Origin of the sequence: Pseudomonas sp. FJ2-5-13, assembly GCF_029201605.1 — a bacterium.
Classification (GTDB): Bacteria; Pseudomonadota; Gammaproteobacteria; order Pseudomonadales; family Pseudomonadaceae; genus Aquipseudomonas; species Aquipseudomonas lactis.
The window spans coordinates 2839429-2859649 of record NZ_CP104045.1 but is presented as its reverse complement, the minus strand read 5'-3'; the positions used below and the strand labels follow the sequence as shown (position 1 = coordinate 2859649).

The window sequence follows — 20221 nt, the reverse complement described above, 5'->3', positions numbered from 1 at the left end:
AGCCCCCTCCCACACTTCTACCGCATTAGTGTCAGTTATTGGCTGATCGCGCCGTCTACCAACACCTGTGCCTCTTCCACCAGTTGCTTGAGGTGCTCTTCGCCAATGAAGCTCTCGGCGTAGATCTTGTAGATGTCCTCAGTGCCCGAAGGCCGTGCGGCAAACCAGCCGTTTTCGGTCATGACTTTCAGACCGCCAATCGCCTGGTTGTTGCCCGGCGCATGGCTGAGGATCTGCTGGATGCTCTCCCCGGCCAATTGCGTGGACGTGACCTGCTCCGGCGACAGCTTACCCAGCAGGGCTTTTTGCGCTGGAGTGGCCTTGGCATCCACGCGAATGGCGAACGGCTCACCCAGGGCATCGGTCAAGCCACGGTAGATCTGGCTCGGGTCCTGGCCTTTGCGCGAGGTCATTTCTGCGGCCAGCAAGGCCGGGATCAGCCCGTCCTTATCGGTGCTCCACACGCTGCCGTCTTTGCGCAGGAACGAGGCGCCGGCGCTTTCTTCGCCGCCAAACCCCAACGAACCTTCGAACAAGCCATCGGCAAACCACTTGAAGCCCACCGGCACTTCGTACAGGCGACGACCGATGCGCGCCGCGACGCGGTCGATCAGGCCGCTGCTGACCACGGTCTTGCCCACGGCCGCGTCGGCACGCCAGTCCGGACGGTTCTGGAACAGGTAGTCGATGGACACCGCCAGGTAGTTGTTGGGCGCCAGCAAACCACCGGAAGGCGTGACGATGCCGTGGCGGTCGTGGTCCGGGTCACAGGCAAACGCAACGTCGAAGCGTTCCTTGAGCCCGATCAGGCTTTGCATGGCGTAGCTGGAAGACGGGTCCATACGAATCTGGCCATCCCAGTCGACGCTCATGAAGCGGAAGGTTGCGTCGACCTCGGTATTTACCACGTCGAGGTTCAAGCGGTAATGCTCGGCAATCGCCGACCAGTAGCGCACCCCTGCTCCGCCCAATGGATCCACGCCCAAGCGCAGGTCAGCGCTGCGGATCGCGTCCATGTCGATCACATTGATCAGGTCGGCCACATAGCTGTTGAGGTAGTCATGGCGATGGGTGGTGTCTGCCTTGAGCGCCTGGGCGTGCGTGATGCGCTTGACCCCGGCCAGCTTGTTGGCGAGCAGTTCGTTGGCCTTGGCTTCGATCCACTTGGTGACGTGGGTGTCGGCCGGGCCACCGTTAGGCGGGTTGTACTTGTAGCCGCCACTTTGCGGCGGGTTGTGGGACGGTGTAATCACAATGCCGTCCGCCAGGCCGCTGGTACGGCCACGGTTGTAGCAGATGATGGCGTGGGAAATCGCCGGCGTCGGCGTGTACTCATCGCCCTCGGCCAGCATCACATGCACGCCGTTGGCCGCCAGGACTTCCAAGGCACTGGCACCGGCTGGCGTCGACAATGCATGGGTATCCAGGCCGACAAACAATGGGCCAGTAATGCCCTGCGCTTCGCGGTACAGGCAGATGGCCTGGCTGATAGCCAGCACATGCCACTCGTTGAAACTCAGTTCAAACGAGCTGCCGCGGTGCCCGGAGGTACCAAAAGCCACGCGCTGAGTGGAGATCGCTGCATCAGGCTGGCCGGTGTAGTAGGCCGTGACCAGTCGCGGGATATCCACCAGCAACTGGGCTGGCGCCGGTTTGCCCGCAAAAGGACTGATAGTCATGCATAAACCTCGAAAAGAAGGATTCGGAAAAAATGACAGTTTACTGAGAGTTGGACTACTGCGCGACGGTATCGATCCGACAGCCTGAAGAGAAATTTCGGATAATTGAGGTGAGGATATGCACTCGGCATAGGTATCTACACAACTTCGGCACGACGCTAAATCTGTGGCGAGGAAGTTTGCTCCCGTAACGGCCTCAACCGGCGTGATCTAACTGACGCGCCGAGATCTAAATGTGGGAGCTGACCAGCTCCCCCACTGGTTATGTAATGCCCATAGAATCAGCGCCTGCCACAGATCCCCTGTGGGAGCGAGCTTGCTCGCGAAAAACTCACAAGCGCCGCGTTTATTCAGGCAGCGCGCGTTATCGTTGACGTTTTTCGCGAGCAAGCTCGCTCCTACTCAGTCTGCGCCTGCCGTAGTGACTGCGCCAGCGTATCCAGGGCGATGTCGAGGTTGGGATGGCCACTAAAGGTATGGCTCAAGCGCATATGTTGGTGATGCAAACCACTGAGGCTGAACAGCTCGCCCGGGGCAATCACCACCTGTTGGGCGAGCATGCGTTGAAACACCAGGCGCATGTCCACCGGCGCCGTCGACTGCAACCAGAAACTCGCCCCGGCCACGGGCATGCGGTAATGCACACGCCCTTGCAGACGCACATCCAAGCGGTGACTCATGGCATGGGCCTGCTCGTGAAGGCGCTGACGCAGCGTCTGCAGGTGCTGGTCAAACCGCCCACTCTCATAAAGCCGGGCAATGGCGCGTTGTCGGATAGCGGACAGTCGAAATGAACGCAGCAAGAATTGGCGCTGCAATTCACTGCTCATCTGCCGCGCCAACAGGTAACCAAAGGGGGCTTCCGGGCCCAACACCTTTTCGAACGAAGAAAACACGATCAGCCGCTCTGGGTTGACCAGGCTGCGCAAGGCCGGCCCGGGCGGCGCAAAGCTCAGGTCACCGAAGGTATCGTTCTCCAGCAACCAGCAGCCGTGCTGGTCGAGCAGTCGCGCTACGTGCAGCCGCTCGGGTTCGGTCATGGTGTTACCCGAGGGCATGCTGACCACGGATGAGAGCAGCACTAGGTGCACCGGCTCATGGCGCAGCAAGTGCTCCAATGCGGCCAGGTCCGGTCGGCCGTCGGCACGCCAGGGCCATTCAATAACCCGCACGCCAGCGGCCTGTAGCAGGCGCAACACCAGGTAATCGCAGGGCGATTCAACCACCACCACGGTGCCTTTGAGGCCCAGGGCATCAATGAGGATGTCCAGTACGCCTTGAAGGTCGGCCCCCACATACACCTCATCCGCTTGCCAGCAACGGGTGGGCGACGAGGTATAACGAGCGGCCAAGGCGGCGCGCAACTCCCACACACCGCAGGGTTGCGACGGTTGCAGGTGATGGGGATACCGGCGTACCAGTTGGCGCTCCAGCGCCAGCAATGCGCCATCGAGCGACCCCAACAGCGCCGGTTCATCACCACTGAGTACCACCATCGCCGGGCGCCGTGCAGCCGTGTACAAACGCTCGAGCAGATCAGTACCGGCCATAAGGGGCGCGTTTGCAGCCACGGGCCAGGCGAAGTAGCCGGATTTGGCCACCGAGTACACTCGGCCTTCCTTTTCCAGCAACGAATAGGCGTACTGAATCGTCGAGATCGACACATTCATGCGCGTCGATAACTGCCGCAGGGACGGCAGTTTCACCGGCGTTTCCCGGCTGACTTCGTTGATCAGGTTGATCATGTAGCGGTACACCGCCTGATAGGCAAAGTCTACTTGCCGCTCTCCGCGAAGGTTCATCGTTGCTCACCGGCGTTGACTGGCGGACACACGTTGCTAACGCCCCGACACTTGGGCGACGCGCGCCTCGGGCCGCGCGAAAGCTCGTTTGCGCGCCCGCGTGCCGCGTCCTTCCAACAGCGGGCGCTTACGGTACAGGTGCTGCAACAGCGGCAGCGGCAACCCACTGGTATCCACCAGCCACTGGTGCAGGATGTCCGCTGCGGGTTTGCCCTGTAGTGCCTTGTGGAGTTCGGGGAGCGCCACCAGCATGCCGGGATGGCATTGACGCAAGAAACTCTCCAACCGCTCGCCATGCTGAACAAAAGGTGCAAATAACAGGCAGGTCAATTGGCTGTCGTCCAGACCCGAGAACTCCTGGATGTAGGCGGTGGACAGCAACTGCCCTTCCCGCCCGGACGCTTCTTTGATCAGCGCGACCGGCACGTGCCGGCGATGCAGGAAGTCTGCCGCACGACGAACAAACCCCGCGACGCCATGTTCGTAGGAAAGCTCACGCAGGCACTGGGCCTGCACGCCGTGCAAATGCGCCATGAGCAATGGGTTGGGATAGGCAGGATGGCTGAAATGGAACTCGAACGGGTCCCGCTTGTGGACGAGAAACCCGGTGAGCAGTGGCGCATGGCCGACGTCGGCGTCTTTGAGCAAGTCGGCGATGCCGATATAGGCCAAATGACGATGCCCGCCCCGGCCCGGACTTTCGTTGCCCGCATAGTGCTCGCCATAGAGGTCGCGATAGCAACCCACACTCCACTCCTCCATGCGTGCAAACCATGCATTGAGCGACGATGGCTTGGCGGGCGCAAAGGTAAGGCCGGTCGCCAGCGCGCTTTTTTTCAGCCACGCGATGTATTGGCTTTGCTTGCGTGCTGAATCACCGCTGACCAGGGCATGCACGCCGCCGTTCCAGGTAGCGACCCGCTGATAGAAATCGCCCAGGGCCAGGAGCGTGTCGTCGCACAGGGCGGCACGGATATCGCCGGACGTCAGGTGCCCGATCATCAGCTTGTTACGCTGGCTGATTTCCCGAGCGGCACTGGACGCCGGGCGCTGATGGTTGAACGGCAGCACCTCATGGTTTTCCACCATCAACAGCTCTACCCGTGGGTCGTCATGGAAGAACAGCGCTGCGTAGCCTTGATTCAAGGAGTCGAGCGTTGCCTGAGTCATACCGGCATGCCGCAATGTTGCCACCCGTATCTGAAACGTCTTGGGCGAGCGGCCAGCAATGGTCAGTTGCGCCGCACGCAGCAACGCGAGGGTGTAGCTGCTCACTTCGCCGCCACCATGGGCGATCAGTACTTTGTAATTGCCCACTTGTTCCATGCCGCCTGCGGCCACCACGATTCGCTGAACGAGCAATTGAAGTGACGTTCGTTCGGCGCGCGTAAAGTGCCCGATTAAACGTTGCAGAACTTGCTGGTAAACATAGCTCATGGCTTGTTCATGAATAGTGCTCATCGTTCTACTACCTGAGTTGAAATATCAGTTTCAAGCAACTACCAAACAGCGTTGCTCGACCTATTACATCTGTAGGCTTGTCTTCCATTGCGCAGCACAAGTTTGAGTCAACATTAGCACCTTGCAACAAAAGCGCAGGTGAGAGCATTGAGGGCGCCCATGGCCGCCCCGCCGGAGAATCCAGCGCCTGCGCGGGCTCCAGCGAAATAGCTGTTAGCCTTAGGAATATTCCGACAACGTCCTACACTGTTTTAACTAAGAAATTAGAGAAGCGTCCGACGAATATTAATCACCTGCGCACCTTCGCTGCGCGCAAGGCAACAGGGTATTCGTTTTGCACTTTGCGGGAGAAACAATCCGAGCCTCGTTAGTTCTGAAGGTGCGTGACGCAACTGCCGTGTAATCAATCATGGCTCAATCCTTGAGATGACAATGAAGACTCAATTATCGGCACTCAAATAATGATTAACAGATACAGAACAGCGTCAAAAAGCAGTTCAGATGACCTGCCAGCCCAACTTAAATGACGCCCACACAAGAGCGCCGCACTGGATTTCAGGGCGGCGCACGGCAATAACGGTATTGTTTGCGGGGCGCAGCGCCCCTGCGGCGGCTCAACCCCGGTGCGGGTTAAGCCCTGTCAAATGGCGCATTTGCCTCATCAGCTCAGGCGCCGGAGTATTCATTTGCGAATACTCCTACAGCTCAAACAGCTTCAACCTGCAACGCCACCCGTTCGCGACACGGGCATTCATCCATGTATCGGTGCGCTTCGACGAACTGACTGAACGGAAATACCGTGGTTTTCAGTGGGACAAGCACACGGTCGGCCGTCAGTTGGTTGATATCGCGCAACGCACGCTGCAACGCCACTTGGTCCTGGATAATGCCCAGCTCCGGCTTGCCGGTGAAGTTGCCGATACAGTGCACAAAGAACTGAATGTTCTTCTGGAACGCCGCACAGGCCGGGAATGGCGTCTGATTGCCACCTTGCAGGCCATACAGCACCAGGCTGCCACGCGGCGCCAGGACGTCACCGAGCAGCGACATCTGCGGGCCACCCAGGCCATCGAACACCACGTCGACGCCACGGTTGTCGGTGAACTTGTTGATCTGCATCAGCAGGTCTTGTTCTTCAGTCACGATGACCTTTTCCGCCCCGAGGGACAGCAGGTATTCGCGTTCAGCACTGTCTTTGGTGGCGGCAATCACCCGCACACCCAGGGCCTTGCCCAGCTGCACAAACGAAGGGCCGGCACAGTGGCTGGCGTCGGTCACCAGGGCAAACTGGCCGGGTTTGACCCGCGCCAGGTCCATGTAGGCAAAGTACGCAATCAGCAGCGGCGTGTAATGCACGCTGGCTTCAATCGGGCTCAAGACATCCGGATAGCGGGTCAGGGCCGAACGGGGCAAGACGATCTGCTCGCCATACACCGGGTAATCATTGGGGCTCTCGGCCGGAAAACTGGCCACCTTATCGCCCACTGCCAAATCATCCACGCCGTCGCCGAGGGCGACTACGACACCGGCCATTTCATGGCCCAGGCCAGAAGGCAGACGTGCGTGGGAAGACGCCAGGTTCTGGCGCCACAGAATGTCATACCAACTGATACCGATCGCATCGACACGCACCTGCACTTCGCCCGGTGCGGGCTGTGCGGCTGCATGCTCCTCGCATTTGAGCACCTCAGCCGGACCAAACTTGTGAAAACGAATCGTGCGGGACATCGCAAACCTCGTCAAAGTAACCTCTAATGCCATGAACTTTATCTGGGCTTTGGGGGTAAGACCACCGGTCACCATTAATAGTCGACATGCCTGTCATTGATTCCGCGAAGGAGGAACACCCCTCAACTATCGTAGGAAAAATCAATTAGCCGGTGCAGAGTACCAGCCTTTCCCCGTAAGATTCATGCCGGTCATCCTTCTGAATCGAACCTCAGGGGGGGCTACATGACCGCTCACATCAAGTTTGCTGACTCTTCCAGGACACAAGATGAACCGTAACGACCTGCGTCGTGTCGACCTTAACCTCTTGATCGTATTCGAAACCTTGATGCATGAGCGCAGTGTGACCCGCGCCGCCGAGAAATTGTTCCTCGGCCAGCCGGCCATCAGTGCGGCACTGTCACGCCTGCGCGGGCTGTTCGATGACCCTCTGTTCGTGCGCACCGGGCGCAGCATGGAACCCTCGGCCCGCGCCGTGGAAATCTTCGCCCTGCTCTCCCCGGCCCTGGACTCGATCTCCACCGCCGTCAGCCGCGCCGCCGAATTCGACCCGGCCACCAGCACCGCAGTGTTTCGCATTGGCCTGTCCGACGACGTGGAATTCGCCCTGCTCCCGCAACTGCTCAAACGCCTGCGCTCCGAAGCCCCCGGCATCGTGCTGGTGGTACGCCGCGTCAACTACATCCTGATGCCCAGCCTGCTCGCCTCCGGCGAAATCTCCATCGGCGTCAGCTACACCGCCGACCTGCCCGCCAACGCCAAGCGCAAAGTGTTGCGGCGCAGCCTGCCCAAACTGCTGCGCGCCGACAGCGTGCCGGGCTCGCTGAGCCTGGATGACTTCTGCTCACGGCCCCACGCCCTTGTCTCCTTTGCCGGCGACTTGAGCGGGTTTATCGATGAAGAGCTGGAAAAACTCGGCCGCAAGCGTCACGTTGTACTCGCGGTGCCGCAGTTCAACGGCCTGGGTACGTTGCTGGCGGGTACGGACATTCTGGCCACCGTGCCGGATTATGCGGCGGAAGCGCTGACCTCGGCGGGTGGTTTGCGTGCCGAGGATCCGCCGTTGCCGGTGCGCTCGTTTGAGCTGCATATGGCGTGGCGGGGGTCACAGGATAATGATCCGGGGGAGCGGTGGTTGAGGTCGAGGATTCAGATGTTTTTTGGGGATCCTGAGAGTCTCTAGTGGCCGTCTGGCAGCTGTTTATCTGATCATTTCTGCCTTTTCATAGACCATGAAGCCCCATCCATCTCCAGTGGATTGCTCCATTGGGGCACACCTGAGGGCATGCCTTGGATGGTTTGAAAAGGAGAGCCCATGTCATCTGATGGAAAAAGCCTTAGCCGAGGTCGCCGCCGCCCACCGGCAAGGTCACGCCGGTGATGTAGGAGGCCTCGTCGCAGGCCAGGAACAGAATTGCGCCAGCTTGTTCGTCGATGCTGCCGTAGCGTTTCATCGAGCTGCTCTCGAGGGTCTGGTCGACGATCTGCTGGTACCACACACGCTCCTGCTCGCTCTGCGGCTGGCTGTTACGCGGGATGCGCCGTGGCGGTGCCTCGGTGCCGCCGGGCGCGGTGGCGTTGACGCGAATCCCGCTGCCTGCAGTCTCCAGGGCCAGGCAGGCCGTCAAGGCATTCACGCCGCCCTTGGCTGCGCCATAGGGCACGCGATTGACACCACGCGTAGCCACGGAAGACACGTTGACGATCGCGCCCGCGCCCTGCTCCAGCATATAGGGCAGCACGCAATGGCAGCACCACAGCGTAGGGAACAGCGAGCGGCGCACTTCGGCCTCGATTTCAGCTTCGGCGTAATGCTCAAAAGGCTTGGCCCAGATGGTCCCGCCGACGTTATTGACCAGCACGTCGATGCGCCCGAAACGCGCCGTGGCGGCGGCCATCACCCGCGCGCACTCGCTGTATTGTTCCAGGTCGGCGGTCAGCAGTAGCGCTCGCTCATGCTGCAATTCATGCACGAACTCGGAGCGATCCACCGCAACCAGCCAGGCCCCCTCCTCCAGCAAGCGTTCGGCGACACGCCGGCCGATGCCTTGCGCAGCGCCGGTGACCAGCGCGACCTTGTTGTTAAACCGTTGAGTCATGCGGCAGTCCTCAGGCGGCATCGCACGTGGCGACGGCGTTAGGGGTGAATTTCTCGTAATGGAAGCTGGCCGGGGTCACGCTCTGCTGCTTGAAGTGCTCGCGCACCGCATCGACCATCGGCGGCGGGCCGCACAGGTACACGTCGACATCGCCGCCATTGAGGGCTTCGTCGGCCATGTGCTGGGTCACGTAGCCCTGGCGCGGGTGAGTGGTGTGCGGATCAGCCACGCAGGTCACCAGGTTGAAGTCGGGCAAACGCGCGGTAAAAGCCTGCAACGCCTCAATCATCACCAGGTCCTGATCCCGCGTTACGCCGTAGATCAACCGGATCGCGCGGGTTTCCTGGCGCTGCGCGAGCACTTCAAGCATCGACAGGAACGGCGCCAGGCCGGTACCACCGGCCAGTAACAGCAGCGGCCGCGCCACCTCACGCAGGTAGAAACTCCCCAGTGGGCCGGTGATCGCCACGCTGTCGCCCGGCTGGGCGCGCTCGAGCCAACTGCTCATCAACCCGCCGGGCACGTGCTTGATCAGGAAGCTGGCGCGCCGGTCGCCCGGGCGACTGCTGAAGGAGTAAGCACGTGTTTGCCCACTGTCGGGCACGCTGATATTTACGTACTGGCCGGGCAGGAATACCGGCGCTTGGTCCAGTTCGAAACTCACCTCCAGCGCGGCATCGGCATGTCGGGTGATGCCGGCCAGCGTCGCGGCAAAGTGCGTGGTGCCGGTCTTGCAGGCGCTGGACGGCACCGGCACGGCGATCACGCAGTCGGACTGCGGCACCATTTGGCAGGTCAGTACCTGGCGCGCCTGCGCTTCGTCGGCGCTCAGGGCGTCGTCGATAAAGTCGTCGCCCAAGTCGTAGGCGCCGGTTTCACAGCGGCATTTGCACGTACCGCACACGCCGTCCGAGCAGTCCATGGGCAGGTTGATGCGTTGGCGGAAGGCGGCATCGAGCACCTTTTCCCCCGCCTTGCAGTCGATGAAGCGGGTCACTCCATCCTCGAAGTTCAGGGCGATGGCATACGTCATGGCGGTGTCCTCAGATGTGGTAGATGTCGATGACCTGGTGGATGTAATCGTTTTTAAGCACCACTTTCTTGCGGGTTATCAGCGGCTGCTCGGCACGGATGTCGAGGCGATAGAAGGAGGTACCGAAATAACTGTCGGTGGTTTTGTAGCGGTGGCTGAGGGTGTGCCAGTTGAAACGCAGGTCCACCTGCGCGCCGTCGTCGGCCAGCACTTCGAGGTTGCACAGCATGTGCACGGTGCGCGGCTCGGGCGTGCTGGCGCTGGAGCGCTCAGTCTTGATGCGAAAGATGCGGTCTTCCAGGCCGTCACGGTTGGGGTAGTAGATCAGCGAGATTTCGCGCTGCGGGTCTTCGGTGAGGGTGTCGTGATCGTCCCAGGCGGGCATCCAGAACTCGGCCTTGGGCGAATAGCAGGCCAGCCAGTCATCCCATTGGCGGTCGTCGAGCAGGCGCGCCTCACGGTAAAGAAAATCCAGCAGGTGGTCACGGGCAAGGCTCATGGCTGCACCTCACGGTCGCTGGCAATCAGCCCTTGCTGTTCGCGCTCGATCGCACGCTGCAGGCTTTGGGCCCAGTGCGCATGCTGGCGCACAAACAAGCCCTCGTCCTCGGTCTTGACCCCGCTGAGCTGCGGTTTCATACCCATGGCCAAGGCATTTTCGTCCGCGCCCTCGACCCACTGCTTGGCGCCACGGCTCAAGTCATTCCACAGGGTGCTCGCGCCCTGGTAACCGGTCTGGCAGGCACGGAACTCCTCGAGGTCATCCGGGGTGCCCATGCCGCTGACATTGAAGAAGTCTTCGTACTGGCGAATCCGCGTGGCGCGCTCCTCGGCGCTTTCGCCGATGGGCGCCATGCAATAGATTGTCACTTCGGTTTTGTCCACGGCGAGGGGCCGCACCACGCGGATCTGGGTCGAGAACTGGTCCATCAGGTACACATTGGGGTAGAGGCAGAGGTTGCGGGTCTGGTCGACGATAAAGTCGGCGCGCGCTTGGCCCAGGCGTTCGGCCAAGGCCTCGCGGTGAGCGTGCACCGGGCGCACTTCGGGGTTGAGCAGGCGCGTCCACAGCAGGATATGCCCGTGGTCGAAGGCGTAGACGCCGCCCAGGCTTTTCGACCAGCCATTGGCGTCGACGGTGCGCGTGCCTTCGGCGTCGTAGTTGCGCCGGCCCATGGTCGCCGAGTAGTTCCAGTGCACGGAGCTGACGTGGTAACCGTCGGCGCCGTTTTCAATTTGCAGCTTCCAGTTGCCGTCATAGACATAGGATGAGCTGCCGCGCAGCACCTCCAGGCCCAAAGGGGCCTGGTCGACCATCTGGTCGATGATGACGCGGGTTTCTCCCAAGTAATCGCTGAGTTCCGGCACCGCCTCGCTGAGGCTGGCAAACAGGAAACCGCGGTAGTTTTCAAAGCGCGCCAAGCGCTTGAGGTCATGGGAGCCGTCGCAGTCGAAGCTGTCCGGGTAGGCGCCGGTCTTTGCGTCCTTTACCTTGAGCAGCTTGCCGGCGTTGCTGAACGTCCAACCATGGAAGGGGCAAGTGAATGAGCCCTTGTTGCCTTGTTTGCGCCGGCACAACATGGCGCCGCGATGCGCGCAGGCGTTGACCAGACCATGCAGCGCGCCATGCTTGTCACGGGTGATGACCACCGGCTGGCGGCCGATCCAGGTGGTGAAGTAATCGTTGATCTGCGGCACCTGGCTTTCATGGGCCAGGTAGATCCAGCCGCCTTCGAAGATGTGTTTCATCTCCAGGGCAAACAGGTCGGGGTCGGTGAAGATGTCGCGGCGGCAGCGGAATACCCCAGTGGCGGGGTCTTCCTGTACGGACTCGCGCACTTGGCAGGCGAGTCGGTCGAGTGTACTGATCATGGGGCGGGCCCTCCGTTGTTCTTGTATCAGGCGCCCTCACCGTACGTGTTCGCTCTGCCCGTCAATATCCGCTGCCTGCACATCACTATCCGCCAGGCGCACGTCGCTTAACGATGGCGTTTCCAGGTCTGCGACGGCAGTTCGCCGAAGCGTTTGCGATAGGCCTCGGAAAACCGTCCCAAGTGCATGAACCCATGGTCCAAAGCCACCTCGGTCACGCTGCGCGTGCTGCTTAGCTGCAAGCGTGCATGTACGCGTTCGAGTTTGCAGCGGCGTACGTAATCGCGCGGCGACAGCCCCACCTGGCGCTCAAACAGGCTGTACAGCGAACGTTCACTGACGTTGGCCACGGCCATCAACTGCTCGAGGCTGATGTCATCGCCCAAGTGCTGCTGGATAAATTCGTGCACCGCTTCAAACCCACCGCCGTGGGCAGCCCGGGGGGGCACCCGCAACACATTGCTGCCCAGCAATGCCAGCAGCTTGTTGGCCACGATGCGTTCGTACAGGCCTTGCATGTGGGGCTCGGCAGCGTTTTCCGCCTCATGGCAGATCAACCCGAGCAACGGCAGGAAGCCGCCCATTTCACTGAGCGCGTGACGGGCCGTCGTGAAGCGGACCCCCGCCCGCGGCAGGCTCCAGTGCTGCTCCAGGCAGGCGTTTTCCAGCAGGCGCACCGGCAGTTTGATGATGAATTTTTCGCAGTCGGCGGAATAGGTCAAGTCTACCGGGTCGTCCGGGTTGATCAGCAGGATTTCCCCCGGCCCGAACACATCCTCCTCGCCACGGGAGTTGGAGCGGCAATGCCCGCTCAAGAGGATCTGCAGGTGGTAGATGGTCTCCAGCGCCACCGACATGACCCGCACCGGTGCGCCGTAGCTGATGCGGCACAGGTCCAGGCTGGCGAAGGTGCGATGGCTGATACTTGCCCGCGGCCGGCCCCTGGGAGGCAGGCGAATGCAGTGGCTGCCCACATGCTGGTTGACGTAGTCCGACACCGCGTAGGCATCGGCGCCCTGGAAAATCTGGCTGCGCTCACTCAATAGCACGGTCATGGTCGCGACTCTTTTATCGTTATTGGGCTCAGGCTGACGCTTGGGTAGGGGGGCGTCCAATATGGATAAAGTCTGGAGGGATACCCTGGAGGTATCGTCGGGCGTGGCGCTCGCGACCTAGCGATACCCCCGCGCCTGAACATCGAACAACTCGGCATAGCGCCTACCCGCCGCCATCAGTTGATGATGACTGCCCTCCTCCAGGATTCGCCCGCCGTCCAGCACGATGATGTGGTCGGCATTGCGCACGCTGGAGAATCGATGGGAAATCAACAACGTCATGCGGCCCTTGGCGTGTTCGCGAAAGTGCTCGAACACCGCCGCCTCGGCGCCGGCGTCCAGCGCCGCCGTCGGCTCGTCAAGAATCAGCAGATCCGCCTCCTGGCGCATATATGCGCGTGACAAGGCAACCTTCTGCCATTGCCCACCCGACAACTCCTGGCCGCCAAGCCAGCGCCCTAACTGTGTGCCGTAGGTCTTGCTCAGGCGTTCGATGAACTCGGCGGCCACCCCCTGGGTTGCAGCCGTGCGCCAGCGCGGCTCGTCGTTCAACGCATCGACGTCACCCACGCCAAGGTTCTCGCCGACGGTCATCTGGTAGCGGATGTAATCCTGAAAAATCACCCCAATGCGCTGGCGCAGTGTCTGTTCATCCCAGTCTTGCAAGTCGCTGCCATCCAGCAGAATACGCCCCTCGTGCGGGGTATACAGGCGCGTGAGCAGTTTGATCAGGCTGGTTTTGCCCGAGCCATTCTCGCCCACAAGGGCCAGGCTTTGCCCCGGCGCCAAGTGCAGGTTGATGTCAGCCAATGCCGGCCGCTCAGCGCCGGGGTAACTGAACCCCACGTGCTCGCAACGCAGACCGTCGCCGGGAAGCGCGCCCTGGGTAAGCCGGCCACTCGGCACGACCACTGGGGTTAGCAGGTAGTCATAAAGGTCTGAGAGAAACAGACTGTCGTCATACAGGCCGGCAATCGCGCTGAGGCTGGCGGTGATCGCGCTTTGCCCCTGCTTGAACAGCACGATGTACATGGTCATCTGCCCCAGGCTGGTCTGGCCGCGCACGGTGTCCAGCACCACCCAGGCGTAAGCCACATAAAACGCCGCGGTGCCCAGCAGGCCCAGGGCAAAGCCCCAGGCATCGCGGCGCACCGTCAACTGGCGGTCTTCGGCGTACAAGCGCCGGGCGTTGTCGCGGTAGCGCTTGAGGAACAGCGGCGCCAGGCCGAACAGCTTGACCTCTTTGGCGTGGGTCTCATGGGACAGCAGCGATTCCAGGTAATTCTGCTGACGGGTCTCCGGCGCACGCCGGTGGAACAGGCGAAACGCATTGCCCGAGAAATGCGTCTCGGCGAAGAAAACCGGTAAGGCGCCGACCACCAGAATCACCAGCGCCCACGGCGAAAAGTGCACTAACAACACGGCAAAGCTGACCAGCGAGATCAGGTTCTGCACCAGCCCCAGGCCCTTGGTGACCAGGCTCAGCGGCCGTGTCGACGCGCCCTGGCGCACGCGCACCAGCTTGTCGTGGAACTCGGCGTCTTCAAATTGCGTGAGCGAGAGGGTCTGGGCCTTCTCCAGAATCATCAGGTTGACCTTCACCCCCAACTGCACCCGCAGCAACGATTGCTGCATTGACAACGCACGCTGAGCGGCGGCCAGCAGCCCCAACACGCCCGCCTCGGCCAGCACGTATTGCATCACGGGCCACACGGGTGCCTGGCTGCCGGCTGCATGAATCTGCATCGCATGCACCACGCCATCGACAATACGCTGGCCGATCCAGGCAGCCAGCGCAGGCAACAGACCTGCAACGATGGTGGCCAGCAGCAGGCCTATGAATAAGGGGCGGGACGTCCCCCAGACCAGCTTCAGTGCCCTGCGCGCCTGGATGGAAAACGCGCTCAATCGATTGAACAGCACCATCAATGGCATGGCCTCCGTGTGGGGGTTAGGGGTGAGATGGGTAAATTATGACAGGCGATGACGTCGCGCACATCCAACGGCGAGCCGACACGCCTCACCAGCCGGGTAATAAAAATAGGTGATCTTATAAAACCACAAGATAACAATATCTAATAATTAGCTTATTCTAAAAAAGACTTTCCCCGCAGTTTTTTATAGAGATATCTTCACTTCACAGACCGACCCCATGCCTGGCGGAGGACGTACCCCCGACATGGATCTCTCTCGATATGCCCGATATTTCTCACCCCGCCCCGCTGAAAAAATTCCACCTGTCGCTGTTGACCAGTTCGCTGCTGGCGGCGGTACCCGCCCACCGGCCGCGCGGCGGTGCCGGAGGTGTTTCCTGACGGCTACTACCCGCTGAACAACATCAAGGACCGCGACTACACCAAGCTGGCCTACGGCTTCTGATTCACATCGCCAAACGAGGGCACCCCCATTGAACACCTCCAACTTGATGAGCCGTCTGCTGGCCCCCTGCGCCCTGGCGATCAGCCTGGCCGCCTGCTCACCTTCGGATGACCAGGCGCAAGCGAACAAAACCCTGAACATTGCATTTTTTGGCGACAACACCACCCTGGTCAGCGTCGACCCCTTCCAGGTGTACTGGCTGGAACACCGCGTGCTGCTGCGCAATGTCGCCGAGTCGCTCACCGACCAGGACCCGGCCACCGGCAAGATCGTCCCCTGGCTGGCCAAGAGCTGGGAGATCAGTGACGACGCGCTGACCTACACCTTTCACTTGCGCGACAACGTGACATTCAGCAACGGCGAGCGCTTCGACGCAAAAGCGGTAAAAACCGCGTTCGACAGCGACAAGGCGCTGGCCACCCAGCTGCCGGCGACCTTCGGCGCCACCTACCTGGCAGGTTATGACCACGCCGAAGTGGTCGACGACTTCACCGTCAAGCTGGTACTGGCCAAACCCAACGCGGGCTTTTTACAAGCCACTTCTACCACCAACTTGGCAATCCTTGCGCCCGCGTCCTATGCGCTCACGGTCAAGGAACGCTCTCTGGGCAAGATCATCGGTACCGGGCCGTTTGTGCTGGCCAGCTATACCCCGGAAGTCGGCGCGCGCCTGACAAAACGCAAGGGTTACGCGTGGCCTTCGGCAAATATGAAGAACCCGGGTGAGGCACACCTGGACGCCGTCGACATCAGCTACATCCCCGAAGAGAGCGTGCGCAACGGCCTGTTCCTGCAGGGCAAGGCCGACATCCTGTGGCCACGCAACCCGTTTTCGGAGGTCGACCTCAAGCTGTTCCAGTCCAAGGGCGCGACCATCCAGAGCCGCTCGCTGCCGGGCCCGGCGCTGAACCTGTACCCCAACACCCGTGGCGAGCGCATCCTCGCCGATCAACAAGTGCGCCTGGCCGTGCAGAAGTCCATCGACCGCAAGAGTTACGCCAGCACCGTATATAACGCCGAGTTCCCAGTGGTGGATGGCATCTTTGACGTGACCACGCCTTACTTCAAAAGCCAGGGCAGCAAGCTCGGCTACGACCCGGCAGCTGCCGAAAAACTGTTGGATCAAGCCGGCTGGGCCAAGGGCGCGGACGGTTACCGCAGCAAAAACGGCAAGCGTCTGAGCCTGAGCTACAACATCAGCCCGGCCGAAACCGCGGGTGACGTGCTGATCCAGGACCAACTGCGCAAGGTCGGCATCGAGCTGAAGCTCAGCGTGGTGACCCGCGCCGAATGGGTGGCCAACAACTCCGCCGGCAACTACGACCTGACCATCAACTATATGACTCGCGCTGACCCGATCATCCTGCAAACCATCCTCGACCCGCGCAGCGCCAACAGTTCCACCGTGGCCACTAACACCTACGAACCGGCCACCCTGGAAAAAGCCAAGGGCTTGTTCGATGCCGGCATTACGGCCACCCAAGGCGCACAGCGTGCCGCCGCCTATGGCGACCTGCAGGACCTTCTGATCGACGAGAGCTCGGCGTTCCCGGTGTACGAGCGCGTGTGGCAGGCGGCAACGTCGCCGAAGGTGAAGAACTTTCGTTGGACTGCCGAAGGCTTCGCGCTGCTGGGTGATATCGAGATCGGCACACCATGAGCCGCTACCTGATCGGACGCGTCGGCCAGGCTCTGCTGGTGCTGTGGGGGGCCTATAGCATCACCTACTTGATCCTCTATCTGCTGCCGGGCGACACGCTGTCGATCATGCTCAGTGCTTCGGGCATGGAGGCCGATTCACTGTCGGTGGCCGACCTGGCCAAGGCGCGGGCCTATTACGGCCTGGACAAGGGCCTGTTCGAGCAATATGTCGACCTGCTGCTGGGCGCCTTGCACGGCGACTTCGGCCAGTCCCTGTCGCTGAACCGCCCGGTATCCGAGTTACTCGCCGAGCGCCTGCCGCAAACCCTGTCCCTGGCCGGCCTGGCGATTGTGTTGTCGCTGGTCGGCGGCATCGGCCTGGCCTACCTGACCGCCTACATTCGCTGGCAACCGCTGAAAAAAGCCTTGGCGCGCCTGCCTTCCCTGGGGTTTTCGGTGCCGGTGTTCTGGATGGGCCTGTTGCTGATCCAGGTGTTTGCCTTCGGCCTCGGCTGGTTCCCCGCCACCGGCAGCCGAGGCTTTGAAAGCCTGGTACTGCCGGCGATCACCCTGGCGATTCCAAGTGCGGCGGTGTATGCCCAAGTGCTCCAGCGCAGCTTCCAGGGAGTGTGGCAGGAGTCGTATATCGTCACCGCCTACGCCAAGGGCCTGAGCCGTGGCCAGGTCCAGGCGCGCCATGGGTTTCGCAACGCGGCGCTGCCGATTCTTACCCTGATCGGCCTGCAGGTGGGCAACACGGTGTCCGGTGCGGTGCTGGTGGAAACCCTCTTCGCCCGCTCCGGCGTCGGCCGCCTGGCCCAGGAGGCCGTGCTGCGCCAGGACATCCCGGTGGTGCTGGCGATTGTCGCGGTGTCGGCGGCAGCCTTTGTGCTGGTCAACCTGCTGGTGGATTTGCTGTACCCGTGGCTCGACCCGCGCATTTCCCACACGCCAAAGGTGTCCTAGACCATGACGTTCCTTGAGCAAAACCTCGGCCTTACGCCCCCACTCTGGCAACGCCGCACCCGCCGACAACGTGCCACGGCGGCGGTCATGCCCTTGCTGCGGCGACCGGGCTTCAGCCTGGCAGTGTTGATTGTGTTGTTTTCATTGCTGGCCGCCGTGGCGCCGCAGTGGTTGACCAGCTTCGACCCTTATGCCACCGCACCTGCGGTCAAGCTCACGGCGCCGAACCTGACCCACTGGTTCGGCACCGACGAGCTGGGCCGCGACCTGTACACCCGGATGGTCTACGGCTCCAGCCTGTCGGTGCTGGCGGCCTTTCTGGCGGTGGGGATCGCGTTGTTGGGCGGGCTCGGGCTGGGCATTCTGTCCGGTTTTGCCGGTGGGCGTATCGACGCGGTAATCATGCGGATTGTCGACGTGTTGCTCGCCTTGCCCGGCTTGCTGCTGGCTCTGGCGATTGTCACCGCCATCGGCTTCGGCACGGTGCCGGTGGCTATCGCCGTGGGCGTCGGGATTATCCCCGGATTCGCCCGCACCACCCGCGCTGAAGTGCTGCGCGTCAAGACCCTGCCGTACGTGGAAGCCGCACGCCTGGGCGGCGCCAGCTGGGGCCGCACCTTGCTGCGGCACATCCTGCCCAACGCATGGGGCCCCGTGGCGGTACTGGCGACCCTGGATTTCGGCGCAGCCATCCTCGCCACCGCCGGCCTGAGTTTTCTCGGTTTTGGCGCCGCGCCTCCGGCCGCCGAATGGGGCACGTTGATCGCCAACGGTCGGCACTTTCTGATCACCGCCCCCTGGGTGTCGTTGCTGCCCGGCCTGTTCCTGGTCGCGGTGGTGTTCAGCCTCAACCACATTGCCCGCACGTTCGAGGAGGTTCAGCGATGAATGCTTTAGTTGATGTTCGCCAACTGAGTGTCAGCTACCGGCACGGCAACTTGGCGGTAAACCAGCTGTCACTGACCATCGCCCAAGGCGAGACGCTGGCGATTGTCGGCGAGTCCGGCTCGGGTAAATCCACCCTGGCCAACGCGATTCTCGGCCTGTTGCCCGGCAGCGCAACCATCAGCGCCGGCGAGCTGTGGGTGGACGGCAACAACCTCACCCACGCCAGCGAACGCCAGAGACGCGGCCTGCGCGGGCGCACCATCGGCCTGGTGCCCCAGGACCCGATGGTCAGCCTCAACCCGACCCTGCGCATTGGCCAGCAGATTGCCGAGGCGCTGATCCTGGCCAAGGGCAAGCGCTACCCCGGCGTCGATGCGGATATCGTCGAGCTACTGCAGCAGGTCGGTATCGCCAAGCCGGTACTGCGCGCGCGCCAGTACCCGCATGAACTCTCCGGGGGCATGCGCCAGCGCGTGCTGATCGCCATCGCCCTGGCTGGCAACCCACGCTTGATCATCGCCGACGAACCGACCAGTGCCCTCGACGTCACCGTGCAGCGCAAGATCCTCGACCACCTACAACGGCTGGTCAGTGAGCGCGCAATTTCGTTGCTGATCATCACCCATGACCTTGGCGTGGCGCTGGATCGCGCCGACCGCGTTCTGGTGATGCAACAGGGAGAAGTGGTGGAGCAAGGGGCACCACGGCAGATTCTCGGCGCGCCGCAGCACGACTACACCCGCGCCTTGATCGCCGCCGCGCCAGCGTTCGCCACGCGCCGCCAGCCGCTGGCCCGGCCGGCTCCGACGCAGCCGCCGATCCTGCAGTTGCAAAACGTTGGCAAGACGTTCGCGCTGCCCAAGGTCAAGGGCGAAGACGCGACCTTTGTCGCGCTGGAGGACCTCAGCCTGCAGGTCTACCCCGGGCAGACCCTGGCGATTGTCGGCGAGTCCGGCTCAGGCAAAAGCACCGCGCTGCGCATCGCCCTCGGCCTGGAAAAACCCAGCCGCGGGCGGGTGTGGTTCGAGCAACAGGACGTCACCGACCTCAGCTGGCGCGACTTCCGCCCGCTGCGCCAGCGCCTGCAACTGGTGCAACAAAACCCGTTTGCGGCGCTGGACCCACGCTTCACAGTGTTCGACAGCATCGTCGAACCGCTGGTGTCGTTCGGCTTGCTCAAGGGCCCTGCCCTGGAACAGGCCGCGCGCGAGCTGATCAGTCGCGTGCATTTGCCGGTGAGTTTCCTCGATCGCCTGCCGCGCGAGCTTTCCGGCGGCCAGTGCCAACGGGTCGCCATCGCCCGCGCCCTGGCGCTGAAACCGGATCTATTGCTACTGGATGAACCGGTCAGCGCCCTCGACGTGTCCGTGCAGGCGCACATCCTTGAACTGCTGCAAGAGCTGCAACGGGACATGGGCATCGCCTACGTGCTGGTGTCCCACGACTTGTCGGTGGTCGCCAACTTCGCCCATGAGGTGCTGGTGTTGCGCAATGGCCGGGTGGTCGAACAGGGTTCGGTGGAGCGCATCTTCAGCCGCCCGACCAGCGATTACACCCGTGAGCTGATTGGCGCCATCCCTGGCCAACACGCTATCGCGAGCGCCGCCTGAGCGGCGCT

15 protein-coding genes are annotated in these 20221 nt (G+C 62.0%); 5 read left to right on the top strand and 10 right to left on the bottom strand.

Annotation, left to right across the window (positions count from 1 at the left end):
- Window positions 1–35 precede the first annotated feature (35 nt).
- The 4 genes from pgm to N2A98_RS12415 all read right to left on the bottom strand — a co-directional run bounded on the left by pgm (window position 36) and on the right by N2A98_RS12415 (window position 6670).
- Window positions 36–1679 (bottom strand): phosphoglucomutase (alpha-D-glucose-1,6-bisphosphate-dependent), encoded by a 1644-nt coding sequence (gene pgm / locus N2A98_RS12430; protein WP_044273695.1) that lies wholly within the window; start codon window positions 1677–1679, stop codon window positions 36–38.
- A 398-nt stretch (window positions 1680–2077) separates the two neighbouring features.
- Complete coding sequence (locus tag N2A98_RS12425) at window positions 2078–3481, bottom strand: PLP-dependent aminotransferase family protein (protein ID WP_078468111.1); 1404 nt, start codon at window positions 3479–3481, stop codon at window positions 2078–2080.
- Window positions 3482–3517: 36 nt separating this feature from the next.
- The gene (locus N2A98_RS12420) at window positions 3518–4942 is read right to left on the bottom strand and encodes a hypothetical protein (RefSeq protein WP_275623524.1); all 1425 of its coding nucleotides are present in this window, start codon (window positions 4940–4942) and stop codon (window positions 3518–3520) included.
- Window positions 4943–5647: 705 nt separating this feature from the next.
- The gene (locus N2A98_RS12415; protein ID WP_032891964.1) at window positions 5648–6670 is read right to left on the bottom strand and encodes a zinc-dependent alcohol dehydrogenase family protein; all 1023 of its coding nucleotides are present in this window, start codon (window positions 6668–6670) and stop codon (window positions 5648–5650) included.
- 268 nt (window positions 6671–6938) lie between these two features.
- Between N2A98_RS12415 and N2A98_RS12410 the strand changes: the two genes are divergently transcribed.
- Window positions 6939–7853 carry a LysR substrate-binding domain-containing protein gene (locus N2A98_RS12410; RefSeq protein ID WP_020301481.1) on the top strand — a complete coding sequence of 305 codons (915 nt, stop codon included), beginning with the start codon at window positions 6939–6941 and terminating at the stop codon, window positions 7851–7853.
- A 154-nt stretch (window positions 7854–8007) separates the two neighbouring features.
- Here the strand turns inward: N2A98_RS12410 and N2A98_RS12405 are convergent, their stop codons facing one another.
- The 6 genes from N2A98_RS12405 to N2A98_RS12380 form a co-directional block, all read right to left on the bottom strand.
- Entirely contained in the window at window positions 8008–8769 is a 762-nt protein-coding gene (locus N2A98_RS12405) for a 1,6-dihydroxycyclohexa-2,4-diene-1-carboxylate dehydrogenase (protein ID WP_044273691.1), read from the bottom strand.
- 10 nt (window positions 8770–8779) lie between these two features.
- Entirely contained in the window at window positions 8780–9802 is a 1023-nt protein-coding gene (gene benC / locus N2A98_RS12400) for a benzoate 1,2-dioxygenase electron transfer component BenC (RefSeq protein ID WP_275623523.1), read from the bottom strand.
- Window positions 9803–9812: 10 nt separating this feature from the next.
- The gene (gene benB, locus N2A98_RS12395) at window positions 9813–10301 is read right to left on the bottom strand and encodes a benzoate 1,2-dioxygenase small subunit (protein ID WP_034135573.1); all 489 of its coding nucleotides are present in this window, start codon (window positions 10299–10301) and stop codon (window positions 9813–9815) included.
- On the bottom strand, window positions 10298–11674 hold the full coding sequence (locus tag N2A98_RS12390) for a Rieske 2Fe-2S domain-containing protein (RefSeq protein ID WP_153475358.1): 1377 nt from the start codon (window positions 11672–11674) through the stop codon (window positions 10298–10300). Before N2A98_RS12390 ends, benB begins: the two co-directional genes overlap by 4 nt.
- A 107-nt stretch (window positions 11675–11781) precedes the next feature.
- A complete protein-coding gene (locus tag N2A98_RS12385) occupies window positions 11782–12729 on the bottom strand; it encodes an AraC family transcriptional regulator (RefSeq protein WP_275623522.1) in 948 nt (315 codons plus the stop codon).
- A gap of 117 nt (window positions 12730–12846) precedes the next feature.
- Entirely contained in the window at window positions 12847–14655 is a 1809-nt protein-coding gene (locus tag N2A98_RS12380; protein WP_275623608.1) for an ABC transporter ATP-binding protein, read from the bottom strand.
- Window positions 14656–15154: 499 nt separating this feature from the next.
- On the opposite strand from N2A98_RS12380, the gene N2A98_RS12375 reads away from it, so the two are divergent.
- The 4 genes from N2A98_RS12375 to N2A98_RS12360 are packed head-to-tail and all read left to right on the top strand — an operon-like array spanning window position 15155 to window position 20213.
- Window positions 15155–16768 carry an ABC transporter substrate-binding protein gene (locus N2A98_RS12375; protein ID WP_044273714.1) on the top strand — a complete coding sequence of 538 codons (1614 nt, stop codon included), beginning with the start codon at window positions 15155–15157 and terminating at the stop codon, window positions 16766–16768.
- Window positions 16765–17715, top strand: coding sequence for an ABC transporter permease (locus N2A98_RS12370; RefSeq protein ID WP_078803052.1), 951 nt, complete (start codon window positions 16765–16767; stop codon window positions 17713–17715). Before N2A98_RS12375 ends, N2A98_RS12370 begins: the two co-directional genes overlap by 4 nt.
- 3 nt (window positions 17716–17718) lie before the next feature.
- Window positions 17719–18603: an ABC transporter permease gene (locus N2A98_RS12365; protein ID WP_044273680.1), complete on the top strand. Its 885-nt coding sequence runs from the start codon at window positions 17719–17721 to the stop codon at window positions 18601–18603.
- Window positions 18600–20213 (top strand): ABC transporter ATP-binding protein, encoded by a 1614-nt coding sequence (locus tag N2A98_RS12360; RefSeq protein ID WP_275623521.1) that lies wholly within the window; start codon window positions 18600–18602, stop codon window positions 20211–20213. The genes N2A98_RS12365 and N2A98_RS12360 overlap by 4 nt, the downstream gene beginning before the upstream one ends.
- Window positions 20214–20221: the final 8 nt, after the last annotated feature.